This is a genomic window from Serratia sp. FS14 (assembly GCF_000695995.1).
GTDB classification, from domain to species: Bacteria; Pseudomonadota; Gammaproteobacteria; order Enterobacterales; family Enterobacteriaceae; genus Serratia; species Serratia nematodiphila.
Window position 1 is genome coordinate 202682 of the sequence record NZ_CP005927.1, and the last position, 17081, is coordinate 219762.

Annotated in this window: 16 protein-coding genes and 1 other annotated feature; of the genes, 8 read left to right on the forward strand and 8 right to left on the reverse strand. The window is 60.0% G+C overall.

Going from position 1 to position 17081, the window contains the following annotated elements:
• Window position 1 precedes the first annotated feature (1 nt).
• The 3 genes from thrA to L085_RS00900 form a co-directional block, all read right to left on the reverse strand.
• Window positions 2-2461 carry a bifunctional aspartate kinase/homoserine dehydrogenase I gene (gene thrA, locus L085_RS00895; RefSeq protein WP_004932996.1) on the reverse strand — a complete coding sequence of 820 codons (2460 nt, stop codon included), beginning with the start codon at window positions 2459-2461 and terminating at the stop codon, window positions 2-4.
• 24 nt (window positions 2462-2485) lie between these two features.
• Window positions 2486-2603 (reverse strand) — a sequence feature (Thr leader region).
• Entirely contained in the window at window positions 2542-2628 is an 87-nt protein-coding gene (gene thrL, locus L085_RS24260) for a thr operon leader peptide (RefSeq protein ID WP_071525951.1), read from the reverse strand. (Overlaps the previous feature by 62 nt.)
• A gap of 193 nt (window positions 2629-2821) precedes the next feature.
• Window positions 2822-3508: a tRNA/rRNA methyltransferase gene (locus L085_RS00900; RefSeq protein WP_021505374.1), complete on the reverse strand. Its 687-nt coding sequence runs from the start codon at window positions 3506-3508 to the stop codon at window positions 2822-2824.
• Window positions 3509-4137: 629 nt separating this feature from the next.
• Between L085_RS00900 and arcA the strand changes: the two genes are divergently transcribed.
• Window positions 4138-4854 carry a two-component system response regulator ArcA gene (gene arcA, locus L085_RS00905; protein ID WP_004933003.1) on the forward strand — a complete coding sequence of 239 codons (717 nt, stop codon included), beginning with the start codon at window positions 4138-4140 and terminating at the stop codon, window positions 4852-4854.
• A 51-nt stretch (window positions 4855-4905) separates the two neighbouring features.
• Here the strand turns inward: arcA and creA are convergent, their stop codons facing one another.
• Entirely contained in the window at window positions 4906-5385 is a 480-nt protein-coding gene (gene creA / locus L085_RS00910) for a protein CreA (protein ID WP_004933005.1), read from the reverse strand.
• A 342-nt stretch (window positions 5386-5727) separates the two neighbouring features.
• Here creA and robA point away from each other — a divergent pair, with 342 nt between their 5' ends.
• The gene (gene robA / locus L085_RS00915; RefSeq protein ID WP_015376605.1) at window positions 5728-6597 is read left to right on the forward strand and encodes an MDR efflux pump AcrAB transcriptional activator RobA; all 870 of its coding nucleotides are present in this window, start codon (window positions 5728-5730) and stop codon (window positions 6595-6597) included.
• Here the strand turns inward: robA and gpmB are convergent.
• Window positions 6594-7241 (reverse strand): 2,3-diphosphoglycerate-dependent phosphoglycerate mutase GpmB, encoded by a 648-nt coding sequence (gene gpmB / locus L085_RS00920; RefSeq protein WP_004933012.1) that lies wholly within the window; start codon window positions 7239-7241, stop codon window positions 6594-6596. The two genes, robA and gpmB, sit on opposite strands and share 4 nt — an antisense overlap.
• Before the next feature lie 101 nt (window positions 7242-7342).
• On the opposite strand from gpmB, the gene yjjX reads away from it, so the two are divergent.
• Window positions 7343-7861, forward strand: a complete 519-nt coding sequence (gene yjjX / locus L085_RS00925) for an inosine/xanthosine triphosphatase (RefSeq protein ID WP_004933015.1) — start codon at window positions 7343-7345, stop codon at window positions 7859-7861.
• An 11-nt stretch (window positions 7862-7872) separates the two neighbouring features.
• Here yjjX and trpR read toward each other — a convergent pair whose 3' ends face one another.
• The gene (gene trpR, locus L085_RS00930) at window positions 7873-8202 is read right to left on the reverse strand and encodes a trp operon repressor (protein WP_044029725.1); all 330 of its coding nucleotides are present in this window, start codon (window positions 8200-8202) and stop codon (window positions 7873-7875) included.
• Window positions 8203-8256: 54 nt separating this feature from the next.
• Complete coding sequence (gene sltY / locus L085_RS00935; RefSeq protein ID WP_044029726.1) at window positions 8257-10185, reverse strand: murein transglycosylase; 1929 nt, start codon at window positions 10183-10185, stop codon at window positions 8257-8259.
• A 638-nt stretch (window positions 10186-10823) separates the two neighbouring features.
• Between sltY and L085_RS00940 the strand changes: the two genes are divergently transcribed.
• The 4 genes from L085_RS00940 to ettA all read left to right on the forward strand — a co-directional run bounded on the left by L085_RS00940 (window position 10824) and on the right by ettA (window position 15019).
• A complete protein-coding gene (locus L085_RS00940; RefSeq protein ID WP_044031909.1) occupies window positions 10824-11429 on the forward strand; it encodes a YfiR family protein in 606 nt (201 codons plus the stop codon).
• A complete protein-coding gene (locus tag L085_RS00945; protein WP_021505375.1) occupies window positions 11426-12673 on the forward strand; it encodes a diguanylate cyclase in 1248 nt (415 codons plus the stop codon). The genes L085_RS00940 and L085_RS00945 overlap by 4 nt, the downstream gene beginning before the upstream one ends.
• A gap of 38 nt (window positions 12674-12711) precedes the next feature.
• Window positions 12712-13209, forward strand: coding sequence for an OmpA family protein (locus tag L085_RS00950; RefSeq protein WP_015376601.1), 498 nt, complete (start codon window positions 12712-12714; stop codon window positions 13207-13209).
• A gap of 142 nt (window positions 13210-13351) precedes the next feature.
• Window positions 13352-15019, forward strand: coding sequence for an energy-dependent translational throttle protein EttA (ettA, locus tag L085_RS00955; protein ID WP_015376600.1), 1668 nt, complete (start codon window positions 13352-13354; stop codon window positions 15017-15019).
• Window positions 15020-15049: 30 nt separating this feature from the next.
• Here the strand turns inward: ettA and L085_RS00960 are convergent, their stop codons facing one another.
• Window positions 15050-15961 carry a LysR family transcriptional regulator gene (locus tag L085_RS00960; protein ID WP_015376599.1) on the reverse strand — a complete coding sequence of 304 codons (912 nt, stop codon included), beginning with the start codon at window positions 15959-15961 and terminating at the stop codon, window positions 15050-15052.
• A 97-nt stretch (window positions 15962-16058) separates the two neighbouring features.
• Between L085_RS00960 and L085_RS00965 the strand changes: the two genes are divergently transcribed.
• Window positions 16059-17060, forward strand: a complete 1002-nt coding sequence (locus tag L085_RS00965) for a zinc-binding alcohol dehydrogenase family protein (RefSeq protein ID WP_033631747.1) — start codon at window positions 16059-16061, stop codon at window positions 17058-17060.
• Window positions 17061-17081 lie beyond the last annotated feature (21 nt).

Genomic DNA, 17081 nt, shown 5'->3' on the forward strand with positions numbered 1-17081 from the left:
ATTAAACTCCCAACTTCCATGACAGTGTGCGCAGCAGATCGGCGAACACGCCCGCTGCGGTCACATCGTTACCGGCGCCGTAGCCGCGCAGCACCAGCGGCAGCGGCTGATAATAACGGCTGTAGAAGGCCAGCGCGTTCTCGCCGTTCTTCACTTTATACAACGGATCGTTGCCGTCCACCGCCTCGATGCGCACCTTACAGCGCCCTTCGTCGATCAGGCCGACATAGCGCAGCACCTTGCCTTGCTCGGCGGCATTGGCCACGTTGCGCGCGAACTCTTTATCCAGTTCCGGCAGCCGCGCCAGGAAATGCTCCACGTCGCCCGACGCGTCGAAGGACGGCGGCAGCACCGGCTCGACCTCGATATCGCTCAGCTCCAGCTTGTAACCGGCTTCGCGCGCCAGGATCAGCAGCTTGCGCGCCACGTCCATACCGGACAGATCGTCGCGCGGATCCGGCTCGGTGTAGCCATTGGCTCTGGCCTGCAGAGTCGCCGCCGACAGCGACAGCCCTTCATCCAGCTTGCCAAAAATAAAGGACAGCGAACCGGACAGGATGCCGGAGAAACGCACCAGCTCATCGCCGGCGTTCAGCAGGTTTTGCAGGTTCTCGATCACCGGCAGACCGGCGCCGACGTTGGTGTCGTAGAGGAACTTGCGGTGCGAACCGGCGGCGGCGGCGCGCAGTTGCTGATAATAGTTCATCGACGAGGTGTTGGCCTTTTTGTTCGGCGTCACCACATGGAAGCCGTCCGCCAGGAAGTCCACATACTGATCGGCCACCGCCTGGCTGGAGGTACAGTCGACGATCACCGGGTTCAGCAGGTGATACTCCTTCACCAGCCGGATCAGGCGGCCGAGATTGAACGGCTCCTGCGCGCCGGCCAGCTCGTCCCGCCAGCTGTCCAGCGCGATGCCGTGCACGTTGGTCAGCATCACGCGCGAGTTGGCGATGCCGCACACCCGCAGATCGATATGTTTTTGCTTCAGCCACGGCTGCTGGCGGTAGATCTGCTCGATCAGCGCCCCGCCGACGCCGCCGACGCCGATGACGAACACTTCGATCACCTGATCGGTGTTGAACAGCATCTGGTGGCTGACGCGCACGCCGGTGGTGGCGGAATCATTGCTGACCACCACCGAGATTGAACGCTCGGAAGAGCCCTGGGCGATGGCGACGATATTGATGTTGGCGCGCGCCAGCGCGGAGAAGAAGCGCGCTGAAATGCCACGCAGGGTGCGCATGCCGTCGCCGACTACCGAGATGATCGCCAGGCGCTCCATGACGTCCAGCGGATCCAGCACGCCATCTTTCAATTCCAGATAGAACTCCTCCTCCAGCGCGCGGCGGGCGCGCTGCAGTTCGCCCTGCGGCACGCAGAAGCTGATGCTGTATTCGGAAGAGGATTGGGTGATCAACACCACCGAAATGCCGGCGCGCGACATCACGGCGAACACCCGCGCAGCCATGCCGACCATGCCTTTCATGCCCGGGCCGGAGACGTTGATCATCGCCATATTATTCAGGTTGGTGATGCCTTTCACCGGCATATCGGCATCGGTGCTGTCTTTGCCGATCAGCGTGCCGGGAGCCTGCGGGTTGGAGGTGTTTTTTATCAGGCAAGGAATTTGGAATTGGGCAATCGGCGTGATGGTGCGAGGGTGCAGCACTTTGGCGCCGAAATAGGAAAGCTCCATCGCCTCCTGGTACGACATCGATTTCAGCAGCCTGGCGTCCGGCACGGTGCGCGGATCGCAGGTATACACGCCGTCGACGTCAGTCCAGATTTCGCAACAGTCGGCGCGCAGGCAGGCGGCCAGCACCGCGGCGGAATAGTCGGAGCCGTTGCGGCCCAGCACCACCAGCTCACCCTTGTCGTTACCGGCGGTGAAACCGGCCATCAGCACGATGTGGTCGGCCGGGATCGCCGCGGCGGCGATGCGCAGCGTGGACTCGGCGATATCCACGGTAGACTCCAGGTAGTGGCCCTGCGCCAGCAGTTTCTCCACCGGGTTGATCACCGTGACCGGATAACCCTTGGCGCGGAACACCCCTTCCATGATGGCGATGGAGAGCTTTTCGCCGCGGCAGATGATCGCCGCGTTGACGCTGTCCGGGCACTGACCCAACAGCGAGACCCCGTGCAACACCTGTTTGAGCTGCGCGAACTCCTGATCGACCACGCCTTTCAAACGATCGTATTCAAAGCCCGGCAGCGCCTGCGCCAGGCCGCTCAGCAGGTCGGCAAAGATCCGCTCGGCGTCGCTGATATTCGGCAGAATGTCCTGGCCCGCCACCGTTTTGTCGATCATTGCCACCAGATGGTTGGTGATCTTTGCGGGGGCGGACAAGACCGTGGCTACCTGTCCCTGACGCGCATTACTCTCCATGATGTCGGCGACGCGCAGAAAACGTTCTGCATTCGCCACCGAGGTTCCGCCAAATTTCAGCACTCGCATGTGTGATCTCTCCGAATTTAAGCCGAAAAAAAAGCCCGCACTGATTAGGTGCGGGCTTTTTTCTGTGTTTCCTGTGCGCGTCAGCCCGCCCCGTTACCTGTGGTATCGGTGGTGGTAATAATTGTGGTTTTCAGGCTGATGTTGCGCATGTTGTCTGTCTGTCTCATGAAATACTCTGTCCCCTCTATTGGTTAAAGCAATCGCTATCCCAAGTCAAACTATTTCTTTTTTTGCTTATTTTCCGTTCAGCGGCGGTAATGCGCGATGCAACAGGTGAAAAGCAAAATGACAGAACAAAAAAACAACTTAAAGCCTATTTACTAGTGGATCACGCTGGGTAACCGTCTGATGGAGCCGCTATCACTTGGCGAGTTTTTTTTCGATATCGTGCAGCAGCGTATGCAGCATCGCCGTATCTCGTTGTTGCAGCGCGCCGAGGCGCTGGTGCAGCCAGTCGCGCAATTTTTGGTCATCGCCGACATCCAGGGTATTCAACAAAGCATCGGCGCGGCGGCGCAGCGCCTTGAGCTGCCCTTCCGACGCCGCCGTTTCCTGCGGTGTACTGACACCCATCAGGCTCGCCAGCTGGTAGCAGTAAACCATCACCGCCTGGCCCAGGTTAAGCGACGGATAGTCCGCCTGCATCGGCACGCCGGTCAGCAAGTCCGCCAGCGCCAGCTCTTCGTTGGTCAGGCCGGAATCTTCGCGGCCGAACACCAGCGCGGCCTGGCCGACCCACTGCTTACGCTCGCTCAGCTGTTCCAGCAGTTCGGGCGGCGTACAGTAGTAGTGAAAGCGCGCGCGGCTGCGGGCGGTGGTGGCGACGGTAAAATCCACGCCCGCCAGCGCCTGTTCCAGCGTGGCGAACGTTTGTACGCCGTCGAGGATCTCGCCGGCACCATGCGCCACCCAGCGCGCCGCCGGCTGCAGGTGCGCTTCGCTGTCGACGATGCGCAACGACGTGAAGCCCATGGTTTTCATCGCGCGCGCCGCCGCGCCGACATTTTCCGGCCGCGCCGGAGCCACTAAAACAATATGAAGCTGCATGACTCTTCCACCGAAGGCGGGCCTGCGTTTTTGACGATGGCGCAGCGCCCGCTTATATTTACAATTACGCAACAATAAACGCGTTAATAGCAACAAACAAGATTAAACGGCTCGTTGAACGAATAAACCCGTCGTAATAGTCATTATTCGCGCTTATGTTTTACTGCGTTTATTTATCAATAAGTTAAAACAACGCGATGATCAATAAGCGAATAATTGTATCCTATCGGGCCGGATAATGCTGAATCGTTCACAGAATTTGAGGTTCTGTGACTTAAACTGGCATTTCTGTAAGTGTTTTTCACAAATCTGTTAACGTGCTACAATTGAATTTGATATATGTCAACAAAGCGTAGTTTTGTTGGGTGATGAATTCGGCACGCGCTGTTATATTGCTGTTAATGGGGTTAGGATATGCGCCGTTTCGGCACCCAAGGGGTTGTAGGGAACAGCATCCCCACCAGGCTAGCGATCTTGTTGACATGAGATGGAAAGTGCATCAAGAACGAGTTTACGTACTTTAGTCATTTGCTGAGAGGGAACGTGGCGCTATCTCTGCCCTCCTCTAAGAAAACAAAGACTTCTGTACTTCCGATTTTCTATTTTGTTGGCAATTTTAGGTAGCAAATATGCAGACCCCGCACATTCTGATTGTCGAAGACGAGTTAGTCACTCGTAACACCCTGAAGAGCATTTTCGAGGCGGAAGGCTACATTGTTCATGAAGCCAATGATGGTGCAGAGATGCACAATATCCTGTCTGAAAATGATATCAATCTGGTCATCATGGACATCAACCTGCCAGGCAAAAACGGCCTGCTGTTGGCGCGCGAACTGCGTGAACAGGCCAGCGTAGCCTTGATGTTCCTGACCGGTCGCGATAACGAAGTGGACAAAATCCTCGGCCTGGAAATCGGCGCCGACGATTACATCACCAAGCCGTTCAACCCGCGTGAGCTGACCATCCGCGCGCGCAACCTGCTGTCGCGCACCATGAACCTGGGCAGCCTCGGCGAAGAGCGCCGTCTGGTCGAGAGCTACAAGTTCAACGGGTGGGAGCTGGACATCAACAGCCGCTCTTTGATCAGCCCGGCCGGCGAACAGTACAAGCTGCCGCGCAGCGAATTCCGCGCCATGCTGCACTTCTGCGAAAACCCGGGCAAGATCCAGTCGCGCGGCGAACTGCTGAAGAAAATGACCGGCCGCGAGCTGAAGCCGCATGACCGCACCGTGGACGTCACTATCCGTCGCATTCGCAAACACTTCGAATCGACGCCGGATACGCCGGAAATCATCGCCACCATTCACGGCGAAGGCTACCGCTTCTGCGGCGATCTGGAAGAGTAATTCCGGCCTGCCGTCATGAAAACGGGGTTCAGCATGCTGAACCCCGTTTTTTTATTTCGTCTCAGCCCATGGCATGATCGGCACCGCGCTCAACGCGTTCTTCGGCGAACCGTCGATCACCTTGTCGGAGTAGCTCAGGTAAATCAACGAATTGCGCTTGGCGTCATAGAAGCGAACCACCTGCAACTTCTTGAACACCAGCGAGGTGCGTTTCTGGAACACCACATCGCCTTCCGCCTTGCCGTTTTTGATCTTGTCGCTCAGCTCGATAGGCCCCACCTGCTGGCAGGAAATGGCCGCGTCGGCGGTGTCTTCCGCCAGCCCCAAGCCGCCTTTGATGCCGCCGGTTTTGGCGCGGCTGATATAACAAGTTACATTTTTAACATCCGGATCGTCGAACGCTTCCACTACGATTTTGTGGTCCGGCCCCAACAATTTAAACACCGTATCAACGGAGCCCACCTGCTCCGCCTGCGCGCTGCCAACGGTTGCGCAAACCAAACCGAATAAAAATATCCAGCTTTTTTTCATTTACTTAACTCCGGTATAACCTTGCCGCAAAAATAGGTTCGGCGGTCGCCATTATTTATGTCTAAGCTCACGGAATCGGTTTTTTACGGGTCCGCACCGTCCGTTTTAGCACAGAGCGTGACAAAAATCTTTGAGAGTCGCGGAGTAAAAAAATTGCTATGATGCGGCGTCGTTATTTCTTTGCGCCCACTACGGTGTACCCCAATCCAACTCTGGCGCGGCATGCGCAGCAGAGGCAAAGAGTGCAACGCATAATGGCTCATGGATCGGTCTGATAGCGCAGCACCAGCGTGACGAATCAACAGTTCGGGTTCCTACCCCCAAGCTTTACGAGGAAGATCTATGGATCAAGCCGGTATCATTCGTGATCTGCTTAGCTGGCTGGAAAGCCATTTGGACCAACCCTTGTCGCTGGATAACGTGGCGGCCAAGGCAGGCTACTCCAAATGGCATCTGCAACGGATGTTCAAAGATATTACCGGTAACGCCATCGGTGCTTACATCCGGGCAAGGAGGCTGTCCAAAGCCGCCGTCGCGCTGCGTTTGACCAGCCGGCCGATTTTGGATATCGCCCTGCAATATCGCTTCGACTCGCAGCAGACCTTCACCCGCGCCTTCAAAAAACAGTTTGCGCAAACGCCGGCGCTGTACCGCCGCGCCGAAGACTGGAATGCATTCGGCATCTGTCCGCCGATCCGTCTGGGAGCCTTCACCTTGCCGCAGCCGGAATTCGTCTCGCTGCCGGACAAGCAGCTGGTCGGCCTGACCCAAAGCTACTCCTGTACGCTGGAACAGATCACCACCGTGCGCACCGAACTGCGCTCACAGTTCTGGCGTCAGTTCCTCGGTGACGTCGAAACCCTGCCGCCGGTGCTGTACGGGCTGCACCACTCGCGACCGAGCCAGGAGAAGGACGACGAACAGGAAGTGCTGTACACCACGGCGCTGGAGCCGGATCAGGTGCCTGACAAGGTACAGGAAGGCCAGCCGCTGGTGTTGCCGGGCGGTGAGTTTGCGATGTTCAGCTACGAAGGGCCCACCGAGGGACTGCAAGACTTTATTCTGACGGTCTACGGCACCTGCCTGCCGGCGCTCCAGCTGACGCGCCGCAAAGGGCACGACATCGAGCGCTTCTATCCGAAAGGCGAGCGCCGTCCGCATCAGGCACCTATCGAGATCAAGTGCGATTACCTGATCCCGATTCGGCGTTAACGCTGCAGTTCGTCCAACGCGGGCATGTCCAAATGCGTGACATCGCCCGCCGTTTCCACGATCCAGCCGGAAGCCAGCCACGGGCTCTGCTGGTGATCGACGCGCGACAGTGAGCAATTGCGCAAGCGCAGGCGGCGTTCCGCATAGGCCGGCAGCCCCAGCACCGTACTGATCAAACACCCCAACGCGATACCATGACTGACGAGCAGCGGCTTGCTGCCTTCAGGCAGCATCAGGCAACTCTCCAGCGCGGCGCGCATGCGCTCGCCCAGCTCCTCCATGGATTCGCCTTGAGGGATACGGCCGTCAGGAGTACCATCGACCATCTGTTTGCGCCACTGCTCTTCCTGCGGCGTCAAACTGTCGATCAGGCGTTCTTCCAGAACCCCCATGTGCAGCTCACGCAAACGCGGATCGCTAATCACTTCGCAGCCACAGGCGTCGGCGATGATCTGTGCGGTGCGGCGCGTGCGCCCCAGATCGCTGGTAATGATGTGCGTAATGCCTTCTTTGCTGACGCGCCTGGCGACCAGACGGGCCTGGTGTTCACCCATGGCGGTTAACGGGCTGTCGGACTGACCCTGGATGCGGCGAGCCGCGTTCCATTCCGTTTCGCCATGGCGAACGAGGTATACCTGTAACATTTTTGTTTTCCGTTATACTGCGTGAAATTTGCATTTATCCCCGGCCCGGTGGCGCTTTTGCCGCTGCCCGGCGTATCGGCCAGAAGGATATCAAACCCGTTATGTACCATGTTGTCGCTGCAACTACCAACCCGGCAAAGATCAAGGCTATTCAACTGGCCTTCGATGACGTCTTTGGCGCAGGCCAATACCGCATTGAATCCGTTGACGTCGCCAGCGGTGTCTCGCTGCAGCCGATAGGCAATCACGAAACCCGCACCGGCTCGCGTCAACGCGTCATGGAAGCGCGCCAGGTCAGGCCCGAGGCCGATTTTTGGGTCGGCGTGGAAGCCGGGATTGAAGAGAATATGACCTTCGCCTGGATGACCATCGAGAACCCGCACATCCGCGGCGAATCTCGCTCGGCGAGCCTGATGCTGCCGGAGGTCATCTTACAAGGTATTCGCGCCGGTCGCGAATTGGGCAGCGAAATGGCGGCGATCACCGGCAATGCCGAGGTGAAGCGCCAGGGCGGCGCCATCGGCGTCTTCACCGACGGCCGGCTGAGCCGCACCAGCGTTTATCACCAGGCGCTTCTGCTGGCGCTGGTGCCGTTTCACAACGCCATCTATCAGCAATAGCGCAAAACCTGCTAGGGCTCATCGTGCAGCAGCTGCTGCTCAAGCCACTGTTTCAGCTCGGGTGAAGCCGCTTTCAGGCTGTTCGATCCGCGGGTGATGGTGGCGATCCCCGCGCCCAGTTCATTTTTCAGCTCGCGCTGGCTCATCTCGCCGCGCATCAGTTCCTGGATGATTCGCACCCGGGTGCCCAGCGCGGTGCGCTCGTCCGGCGTCAGCATCAGCTGCAGCAGCGGTTGATGCAGTTCTTGCGCAAACGAATTCTGCAGCAGCGCGACGAAGCGCAGCCAATCCTCATTGCCTTGTTCTGAAAGAGCGGGGTCGTTTAACGATAATTGCGTCATGGCAGCCACCATACTATTTAACTAGTACAGCAGCATACCATAGGGCCGTCAAAATCAATAACGTCTCTGCCACTCGGCGTCGGTCAGCACCTTGGCCGGCCGGTGCGTCAGATAGCGGTAAAACGCATCATAGGCCAACACATTCTTGACGTAGCCGCGGGTTTCCGAGAACGGAATGCTTTCGATGAACGCCACCGGATCGATACGCCCCGCGCTGTTGCCCAGCCAGGTGTTCACCCGCGACGGGCCGGCGTTATAGGCGGCGCTCGACAGGATGCGGTTGCGGCCGAACTGCTGATAGACCGACTCCAGATAGCTGGTGCCGATGGTGATGTTAGTCTGTGGATCGAACAGCTGGCTCGGGCCGACGTAACCGGGAATATTGAACATCTGCACCGTATGCTGCGCGGTGCGCGGCATCACCTGCATCAGGCCGGTAGCGCCAACCGGCGACTGCGCTTTCGGATTCCAGGCGCTCTCCTGACGCGCGATCGCCATCGCGTAGCTGGTGGTGATCCCCTTGTCATCGGTGGCGCGGCGGAACTCCTGCGGCCAGGCGACCGGGAAGCGCTCCTCCAGATGATCCCACAGCTTGCCGACAATGGTCGCCTGCACGCTCAGATCGGCCCATTTTTGCTCAAAGGCGTAGCGCGCCAGCGCCTCTTGTTCCGGCCGGCTGCGGCTGGCGACGTAAGAGCCCCACTCGCTGCGGGCCAGGTTGTCCATATTCCAGTACATCAGCTCGCGCACCCGGGCGACCTCCGGCCCGTCGACCAGCGACGTGCGCGGCTTGGCCGCCACCGCCACCATCACCGGATAAGTAGCGTTCAGCTTCTGCGCCGCGACCATCGGATAGAAGCCGCGTTCGGTCATCAGGTTACGCAACATCTCCTCGCCTTCGGCGCGTTTGCCTTCGTCCATCAGTTGACTGGCGCGCCAGTAGCGCCACTCATCCTTGTTGCGCGACGCTTCCGGCAGGCGGGCTAGCCAGGTCGCGACGCCCTGCCGATCGCCGTTGCCCAACGCCATGCGCACCCGGCGCTCCAACAGCGAAGGCGAACGGCTGCGCAGAATCACCTGATCGCGCCACTGCGCCTGCTCGTAGGTAGCGTCGCTGCCCATCAGGCGCCAGGCCACCGCCTCTTCCAACCCCAGTCGTTCGTCGTCGCTCATTTTCTGCAGCCGCGCGAGCGTCGGGATCATCGCCCGTGCGTTTTCCACATCCTGCCGCGCCAGGCGTTCAAAGGCGATGCCGGTAGCGGCGCGGGTAAAGTCAGTCGGCCCCACGCTGCGGGCGAAGGCTTCCACGGTGGTCGGATCGTTTTGCAAGCGCACCAGGGCGTTGCCCATGGTCTGGTAGTCGGCCGGCAACTGGCTATAAAGGTTGCTGACCAGCGAACTGTTACCCTCTTTCAACGCCAGCTTCATGCGCGCCAGAATATCCAGCGGCGTTTGCTTGCCTGCGCCGCGCCAGACGCTGAACAGACGATCGCAGGCGCCCGGCAGCGTTTTGCCGTTCAGCCACAGTTCATCGGCGCCGCTCCAGGCCGCCTGCTGGTCGCCGGTGGCCCATTTGGCGTAGTAATAGTTGCAGCGCGCCGCCACCGGTTTGGGCGGCTGCGCGCTGAAGGCCAACAGGGTGCGCCAATCTTCGCGCCGCGCCAGCTCATTGACGAAGCGCGGCACCAGTGATTTCGCCGGCGGCAGCGTCGGGTGGCGTTTGATAAAGTCGTTCACCTCGGAGAACCCCGCCTGGCTCAGATCCTGTGTCAGCTCGCGGTATTCCAGGTAAGGATAAAGCGGGTAATCGCGCAGCGTCGGCATCAGCTGCGCCACCACGTCCATCTGATTGCCGTCCCACGCCTGCTTGATCTGCTGGTAGCGCTGACGTTGCGCATCCAGAGAATCCGCCAGCGCCGCGCCGGAAAACGCCGTCAGGCACAGCCCCATCGCCAACAGCCGTCGCTTGTCCACCTTGACCATCCTCGCTCTTTCCTCACTGATTGTGCCGCGGGAGCCGCCCAGCTCCCCGGTAACCGCCGCGCCACGGCGCCGCAGAACAAAATAAAACCGGGCGCACGGCCCGGACGCAGATATCTACCATAGACAGCGCAATCGCTCATCCATTCAATACTGTAGAAGAAGAAGTGTATCGCCATGACGCGGGCCAGGTAAAAACGTTTACTTTGGCTGACAAATCAGGCCGGCGGGATATTTCCAGCCACCGGATTTTTATTAGCTGCCCCGGCGCTTATTGGAGAAGTAAAATACTTTTTAATTATTAGTCATCGCATTATTTGATTTGTTATATGGCGCCACCGTTGCGCAAATCGCCTGACAGCGGGCTAAACACGCCAACTTTGCAGAAAAGCGGTGGCAAACCCGGGTGGGCATTTTTATACTATCAAAAATAAGTAAGATAATTCCGAGAAAACAGCACATAAAGCGCCCAACGAAGACATCTTATAATACAATCCGCGCCAATTATGGGTTAGATAGTGTTCATTAGGCAGTGCGACTGACAGCTTTCAGCAAAACGATTGTCCCTTCAAGCGGGCCGGATTTTTCCTTGTCAGGCCACGGCCTGCGGGCAGTGGATCAGGCCGGAATGGCGGGTGAAGATGGTGAATAAGACCGCGATAGCGATGCGTTGCGCAAAAAGCCCCGAACCGGGCTTCCTTGACGCACGCCTGAATATCGGCCGCCTGCTGCTGATCGTTTTGTTGGTGCTGCTGCCGTTGTCCGAGCCTGCGCACGCCGCCGCTGATCCCTATCAAAAGCGCACGCACGCCGTGACGACCGTAGTGGTAGGCATCATCAGCTACGCACGCTGGTCGCGTGAACCTAATCCGATCCGCTTGTGCGTGACCGCACCCACCCAGTATGCCGAAGGGCTGTTCGATCCGATCCTGCTGAGCGCGCCGCGTCCGATTAAAGCCGAGCGCGTGCCGTTCGATAGCCCAACGCTGAGTACCGGCTGTGATGTCATCTACTTAGGGAACATCACCGCCGCGCAGAGACAAAATTTCATGCAGCGCATTTCCGGCAACTCCATTCTCAGCATCAGCGAGAACGATAGCGAATGCTCCGCCGGCAGCGCATTTTGCCTGCAGATTGATGGGGACCAGGCCAGTTTCAAAGTCAACCTGGACGCTCTGGCGCGCAGCGGCGTGCGCGTTCACCCCAACGTGTTGCAGCTGGCACGCAAACAGGCGCCGCCGCTATGAGGCTGTTGCGTAAAAACCGCTCCGGCAATGCGCGCCCGACGCTGGGCCGAGTGCTGCAGCGGGTGCATCTTGGGCTGGCGCTGATCGCCGTCGGCACCGCCGGCATCTTTTTGACGCTGGTGGCGCTGTTTGCGCTGCGCGCCTATGCCAATCACAACCTGCACCTGATCGCGCGCTCCATCAGCTATACCGTCGAGGCCGCCGTGGTGTTTGAAGACCGCACCGCCGCGCGCGAGGCGCTGATGCTGATATCCTCCAACGAAGAGGTATCGGACGCGCGGATCCTCGACAACAACGGCAAGATGCTGGCCAACTGGCGCCATCCTACCGATGGGCCGCTGCACGGCCTGGAGCAGATCGTCGCGCACTGGGCGCTGCCCGAACCGGTCATTCTGCCTATCACCCACGAGGGCAAGCAGGTCGGCCAGGTCTGGCTGAGCGGCAACGGCGGCAGCCTGCTGCGTTTCCTGTTACGCGGCATGGTCGGCATGATCGCCTGCCTGGTGCTCAGCACCCTGTGCGCCCTGGTGCTGTCGCGCCGCATGCTGGTCGGCATCGTCAGTTCGCTGGACGACATCGCCAACGTGGCGCATGCGGTGCGCCGCGATCGCACCTTCGGCCTGCGGGTGCCGTCGGCGCCTATCGCCGAGCTGCATGAGCTCAGCAACGATTTCAACGGCTTGCTCGACGAGCTGGAGGCCTGGCAGGCCCATCTGAAGCAAGAGAACGACTCGCTGGCTCACCGGGCGACGCACGACAGCCTGACCGGCTTGCCGAACCGCGCCTTCTTCGAAGGGCGGCTAAGCCGCGCGCTGGGCGATATCGAACCGCCGGCGAAATTGGCGGTGCTGTTTATCGACGGCGATCGCTTCAAGGAGGTGAACGACAGTTACGGCCACGCCGCAGGCGATGCGGTGCTGACCACCATTGCCGGGCGCATTCGCGCGCAGCTGCGCGAGACCGATCTGGTCGCCCGCCTGGGAGGGGACGAATTCGCCGTGCTGCTGGCGCCGGTACACAGCACGGAAGATGTCTTGCAGATCGCTGACAACATCATCGACTGCATGACGCAACCGGTCATTCTGCCGAACGACGAGGCGGTCATCACCTCTCTGAGTATCGGTATTGCGCTGTACCCTGATCACGCATCGACGCCTCAGGGTCTTTTGCACGAAGCTGACGATGCGATGTATCAGGCAAAGCATCGTTATCACGGAGGCTGGCGGCTGGCTATACATAAATAAGAGCCCCGGCTATAACACTTGAACTAGGGATTTTGACTATGATACAGCAACTTTTTAAAGGCCGTTTTTCACTGCTGACGATGATGTTCGTCGCTCTGCTGGCGCTCGCCGGCTGCCAGAGCAAACCGCAGGGCCTGACACCCGAGCAGGTCGCGCTGTTGCAATCGCAGGGCTTCAAACTGACCGATAACGGCTGGGAGTTCGGCCTGTCGGATAAGGTGCTGTTCGGCAACAACATCGGTAAACTGAACCCGGAAAGCACCGAGACGGTACAGAAGATGGGCCGTGCGCTGCTGAGCGTCGGCATCACCAAGTTCCGCCTGGACGGCCATACCGACAACTACGGTGAAGACAGCTATAACGATCAGCTCTCCCTGCGCCGCGCCGATGCGGTGGCCGATCTGCTGGCCAGCGTCGGCATTCCACGCGCCAATATCGAAACCCGCGGCATGGGCAAGCGCGATCCCGTTGCCGATAACCGCACCTCCAGCGGCCGTGCGGAAAACCGCCGCGTCGCGATCGTCGTCACGCCATAAGCCACCAATATGCGCCTTTATCGGCGCATAAACGGTTATACTTAGCGATCGCTGAGCGATGTCTGGGATCCGAGATCGAAACGGGCTACACTCATGCCGCCAGACATCCTATAAATACTGATATAGAGAGGCTTAGAGCAACGTGGCTCAATACGTCTATACCATGCACCGCGTCGGCAAGGTGGTACCGCCGAAGCGTCATATTTTGAAAAACATCTCCCTGAGCTTCTTCCCTGGGGCCAAAATCGGCGTGCTGGGCCTGAACGGCGCCGGTAAGTCCACCCTGCTGCGCATCATGGCCGGCATCGATACCGATATCGAAGGGGAAGCGCGCCCGCAGCCGGGCATCAAGATCGGTTACCTGCCGCAGGAGCCGCAGCTTAACCTCGAACACACCGTGCGTGAGTCGGTGGAAGAAGCGCTGGCGGAAGTGGTCGGCGCGCTGAAGCGCCTGGACGAAGTGTACGCGCTGTACGCGGAAGAAGGCGCAGACTTCGACAAGCTGGCCGCCGAACAGGGCCGCCTGGAAGAGATCATTCAGGCGCACGACGGTCACAACCTCAACGCCCAGCTGGAACGCGCCGCCGATGCGCTGCGCCTGCCGGACTGGGACGCCAAAATCGCCCACCTGTCCGGCGGTGAACGCCGCCGCGTGGCGCTGTGCCGCCTGCTGCTGGAAAAGCCGGACATGCTGCTGCTGGACGAACCGACCAACCACCTGGACGCCGAGTCCGTGGCCTGGCTGGAACGCTTCCTGCACGACTTCGAAGGCACCGTGGTAGCGATCACCCACGACCGTTACTTCCTGGATAACGTGGCCGGCTGGATCCTCGAACTTGACCGCGGTGAAGGCATTCCATGGGAAGGCAACTACTCCTCCTGGCTGGAGCAGAAAGACGCGCGTCTGGCACAGGAAGCGTCCGCCGAAGCCGCTCGTCGCAAGTCGATCGAGAAAGAGCTGGAGTGGGTGCGTCAGGGCGCCAAAGGCCGTCAGTCCAAAGGTAAGGCCCGCCTGGCCCGCTTTGAAGAGCTGAACAACACCGAATACCAGAAACGTAACGAAACCAACGAGCTGTTCATTCCGCCTGGCGCACGCCTGGGCGATAAAGTGGTCGAAGTCAGCAACCTGCGTAAGTCCTATGGCGACCGCCTGTTGATCGACGACCTGTCGTTCTCGGTGCCGAAAGGCGCGATCGTCGGCATCATCGGCCCGAACGGCGCGGGTAAATCCACGCTGTTCCGCATGATGTCCGGCCAGGAGCAGCCTGATTCCGGCAGCATTGTGCTGGGCGATACCGTCAAGCTGGCGTCCGTCGATCAGTTCCGCGACAACATGGACGGTTCGAAAACCGTGTGGGAAGAAGTCTCCGGCGGGCAGGACATCATGCGCATCGGCAACACCGAGATGCCAAGCCGCGCCTATGTCGGCCGCTTCAACTTCAAGGGCGTCGATCAGGGCAAACGCGTGGGCGAGCTGTCCGGCGGTGAGCGTGGCCGTCTGCATCTGGCCAAGCTGCTGCAGGTTGGCGGCAACGTACTGCTGCTCGATGAACCGACCAACGACCTGGATATCGAAACCCTGCGCGCGCTGGAAAACGCCCTGCTGGAATTCCCTGGCTGCGCCATGGTGATCTCGCACGACCGTTGGTTCCTCGACCGTATCGCCACCCACATCCTGGACTACCAGGACGAGGGCAAGGTGGAATTCTTCGAAGGCAACTTCACCGAGTACGAAGAGTACAAGAAGCGTACGCTGGGCGCCGATGCGCTCGAGCCGCACCGCATCAAGTACAAGAAGATCGCCAAGTAATACGAAAGGCGCCGCATGCGGCGCCTTTTTTTACTCCCGCGCCAGCTCGCGCGCGTAGTCGTCGAACGCCGGATGCTGCAGCACCACATCGATGAAGCAGGCCAACGCCGCGGAATTCAGCTTGCGGCTCGGGTAGACCAGATATAGCTCATTCCCTTCTGCGCGCCACGCCGGCAGCACCTCCACCAACAGTTTCTGCGCCACCACCTCGCGGCTGAGAAACGCCGGCAGCAGCGTGATCCCCGCGCCGGCGATGGCGCATTCGCGCGCATACAGCAGGTTGTCGGTGGTGTGCGCCAGCGGCAGCTGCCAACGGTAGTAGTCATCGCCGCAGCGCAGGTTCCAGGCCGTCCAGGCGCGGTGGGCGATACAGCGATGCTGCTGCAGCTGCTGCGGATGTTCGATCGGCGGGTGCTGCGCCAAATAGGACGGTGCGGCCAACAGATAGCGCGGCGCATACCCGAGACGGCGGCCGATCAGCGAAGAATCCTGCGGCTTGCCGGTGCGCAGCGCGGCGTCGAAACCTTCCTGCACCAGATCCACCATCGCGTCAGACACCGACACCTCCAGCGAAACGTCCGGGTACTGGCGCTGAAAATCCGCTGCCAGCCGCGCCACCAGGGTCGCCCCCAGCCCGGCGGGCGTCGAGATGCGCAGGCGGCCGCTCGGGTTATCGCGCAGCCGCTGCAATGCCAGATCGGCACGTTCGGCAGCAGACATCATGACCTGACAATGTTCCAGATAACGCTCACCGGCGAAGGTCAGGTTCAGCTGGCGCGTGGTGCGATTGAGCAGCCGTAGCCCCAGCGTCTGCTCGAGCTGGCTGATGCGCTGGCTGACGCTGGATTTCGGCAACCCAACGCGCTGCGCGGCGGCGGTAAAACTGCCGCACTCCGCCACCAGCGCGAACAACGCCATGTCCTGCAGTTGTTTGAATTCCATTGTTCACCTTAAACGAACACTCCGTTAGATATTGTCCATCTTATCACCCCACTGTCGCGGGTCTACACTGGGGGCATCATTTGAAAGGAGTACAATCATGTCGATAAAAGCCATTGCCGTAGACCCGCAGAACCCCGCCGATTTCATCGAAATCTCACCGGAGATGCCGGTGCCCGGCCAGTACGATCTGCTGGTGGAAGTGAAAGCGGCGTCGGTCAACCCGGTGGACACCAAAGTGCACGCCGGTCTGCAGAAAAACGGCCTGCAGCAGCCGCGCATTCTCGGCTGGGACGCCAGCGGCGTCGTGGTGGACGTGGGCAACGGCGTCAGCGGCTTCAAGCCCGGCGATGAAGTGTGGTACGCCGGCGACATCACCCGCCCCGGCAGCAACAGCAGTCACCAACTGATCGACTCACGCATCGCCGCGCACAAGCCGCGCAGCCTGAACTGGGCCGAGTCCGCCGCCATGCCGCTCACCGCCCTCACCGCCTGGGAGGCGCTGTTCGAACACCTGAACATTCAGGACGCGCCGGAGCACAAGACGCTGCTGATCATCGGCGGCGCCGGCGGGGTCGGTTCGCTGGCCATTCCGCTGGCCGCGCTGCGCAGCAAGGTGAAAGTGATCGCCACCGCATCAAGACCGGAATCCGCCGCCTGGTGCCGTGAGCGCGGCGCCGATCTGGTGGTGGACTACCGCGATCTGAAGGGCAACCTGGCGCAGCAGGGCATCGAGCAGGTGGATTACATCCTGTGTCTGAACGATACCGACGGCCACTGGCCGGCGATGGCCGAACTGATCGCGCCGCTCGGCCATATCTGCACCATCGTCGAAAACGCGCAGCCGCTGGACCAAAACGCGCTGAAGCTGAAAAGCGCCGCGCTGCACTGGGAATTCATGTTCACCCGCAGCATGTTCACCACCCCGGACATCGCGCAGCAGGGCAAGATCCTGCAGCAGGTGGCGCAGCTGCTGGACGAGGGCAAGCTGAGCACCACACTGAGCGAAACCCTGCACGGGCTGTCGGTAGACACGCTGACCGCCGCGCATCAACAGCTGCTCGGCGGCCATATGCAAGGCAAGCTGGTTATCGCTTACTGAGCCTGAATCGCGGCGGCGCAG

What these genes read in the sequence shown, in the direction of transcription:
- thrA (WP_004932996.1), bottom strand. Translation starts at nt 2,461, where the DNA reads ATGCGAGTGCTGAAATTTGGCGGAACCTCGGTGGCGAATGCAGAACGT.
- thrL (WP_071525951.1), bottom strand. Translation starts at nt 2,628, where the DNA reads ATGAGACAGACAGACAACATGCGCAACATCAGCCTGAAAACCACAATT.
- L085_RS00900 (WP_021505374.1), bottom strand. Translation starts at nt 3,508, where the DNA reads ATGCAGCTTCATATTGTTTTAGTGGCTCCGGCGCGGCCGGAAAATGTC.
- arcA (WP_004933003.1), top strand. Translation starts at nt 4,138, where the DNA reads ATGCAGACCCCGCACATTCTGATTGTCGAAGACGAGTTAGTCACTCGT.
- creA (WP_004933005.1), bottom strand. Translation starts at nt 5,385, where the DNA reads ATGAAAAAAAGCTGGATATTTTTATTCGGTTTGGTTTGCGCAACCGTT.
- robA (WP_015376605.1), top strand. Translation starts at nt 5,728, where the DNA reads ATGGATCAAGCCGGTATCATTCGTGATCTGCTTAGCTGGCTGGAAAGC.
- gpmB (WP_004933012.1), bottom strand. Translation starts at nt 7,241, where the DNA reads ATGTTACAGGTATACCTCGTTCGCCATGGCGAAACGGAATGGAACGCG.
- yjjX (WP_004933015.1), top strand. Translation starts at nt 7,343, where the DNA reads ATGTACCATGTTGTCGCTGCAACTACCAACCCGGCAAAGATCAAGGCT.
- trpR (WP_044029725.1), bottom strand. Translation starts at nt 8,202, where the DNA reads ATGACGCAATTATCGTTAAACGACCCCGCTCTTTCAGAACAAGGCAAT.
- sltY (WP_044029726.1), bottom strand. Translation starts at nt 10,185, where the DNA reads ATGGTCAAGGTGGACAAGCGACGGCTGTTGGCGATGGGGCTGTGCCTG.
- L085_RS00940 (WP_044031909.1), top strand. Translation starts at nt 10,824, where the DNA reads ATGGTGAATAAGACCGCGATAGCGATGCGTTGCGCAAAAAGCCCCGAA.
- L085_RS00945 (WP_021505375.1), top strand. Translation starts at nt 11,426, where the DNA reads ATGAGGCTGTTGCGTAAAAACCGCTCCGGCAATGCGCGCCCGACGCTG.
- L085_RS00950 (WP_015376601.1), top strand. Translation starts at nt 12,712, where the DNA reads ATGATACAGCAACTTTTTAAAGGCCGTTTTTCACTGCTGACGATGATG.
- L085_RS00960 (WP_015376599.1), bottom strand. Translation starts at nt 15,961, where the DNA reads ATGGAATTCAAACAACTGCAGGACATGGCGTTGTTCGCGCTGGTGGCG.
- L085_RS00965 (WP_033631747.1), top strand. Translation starts at nt 16,059, where the DNA reads ATGTCGATAAAAGCCATTGCCGTAGACCCGCAGAACCCCGCCGATTTC.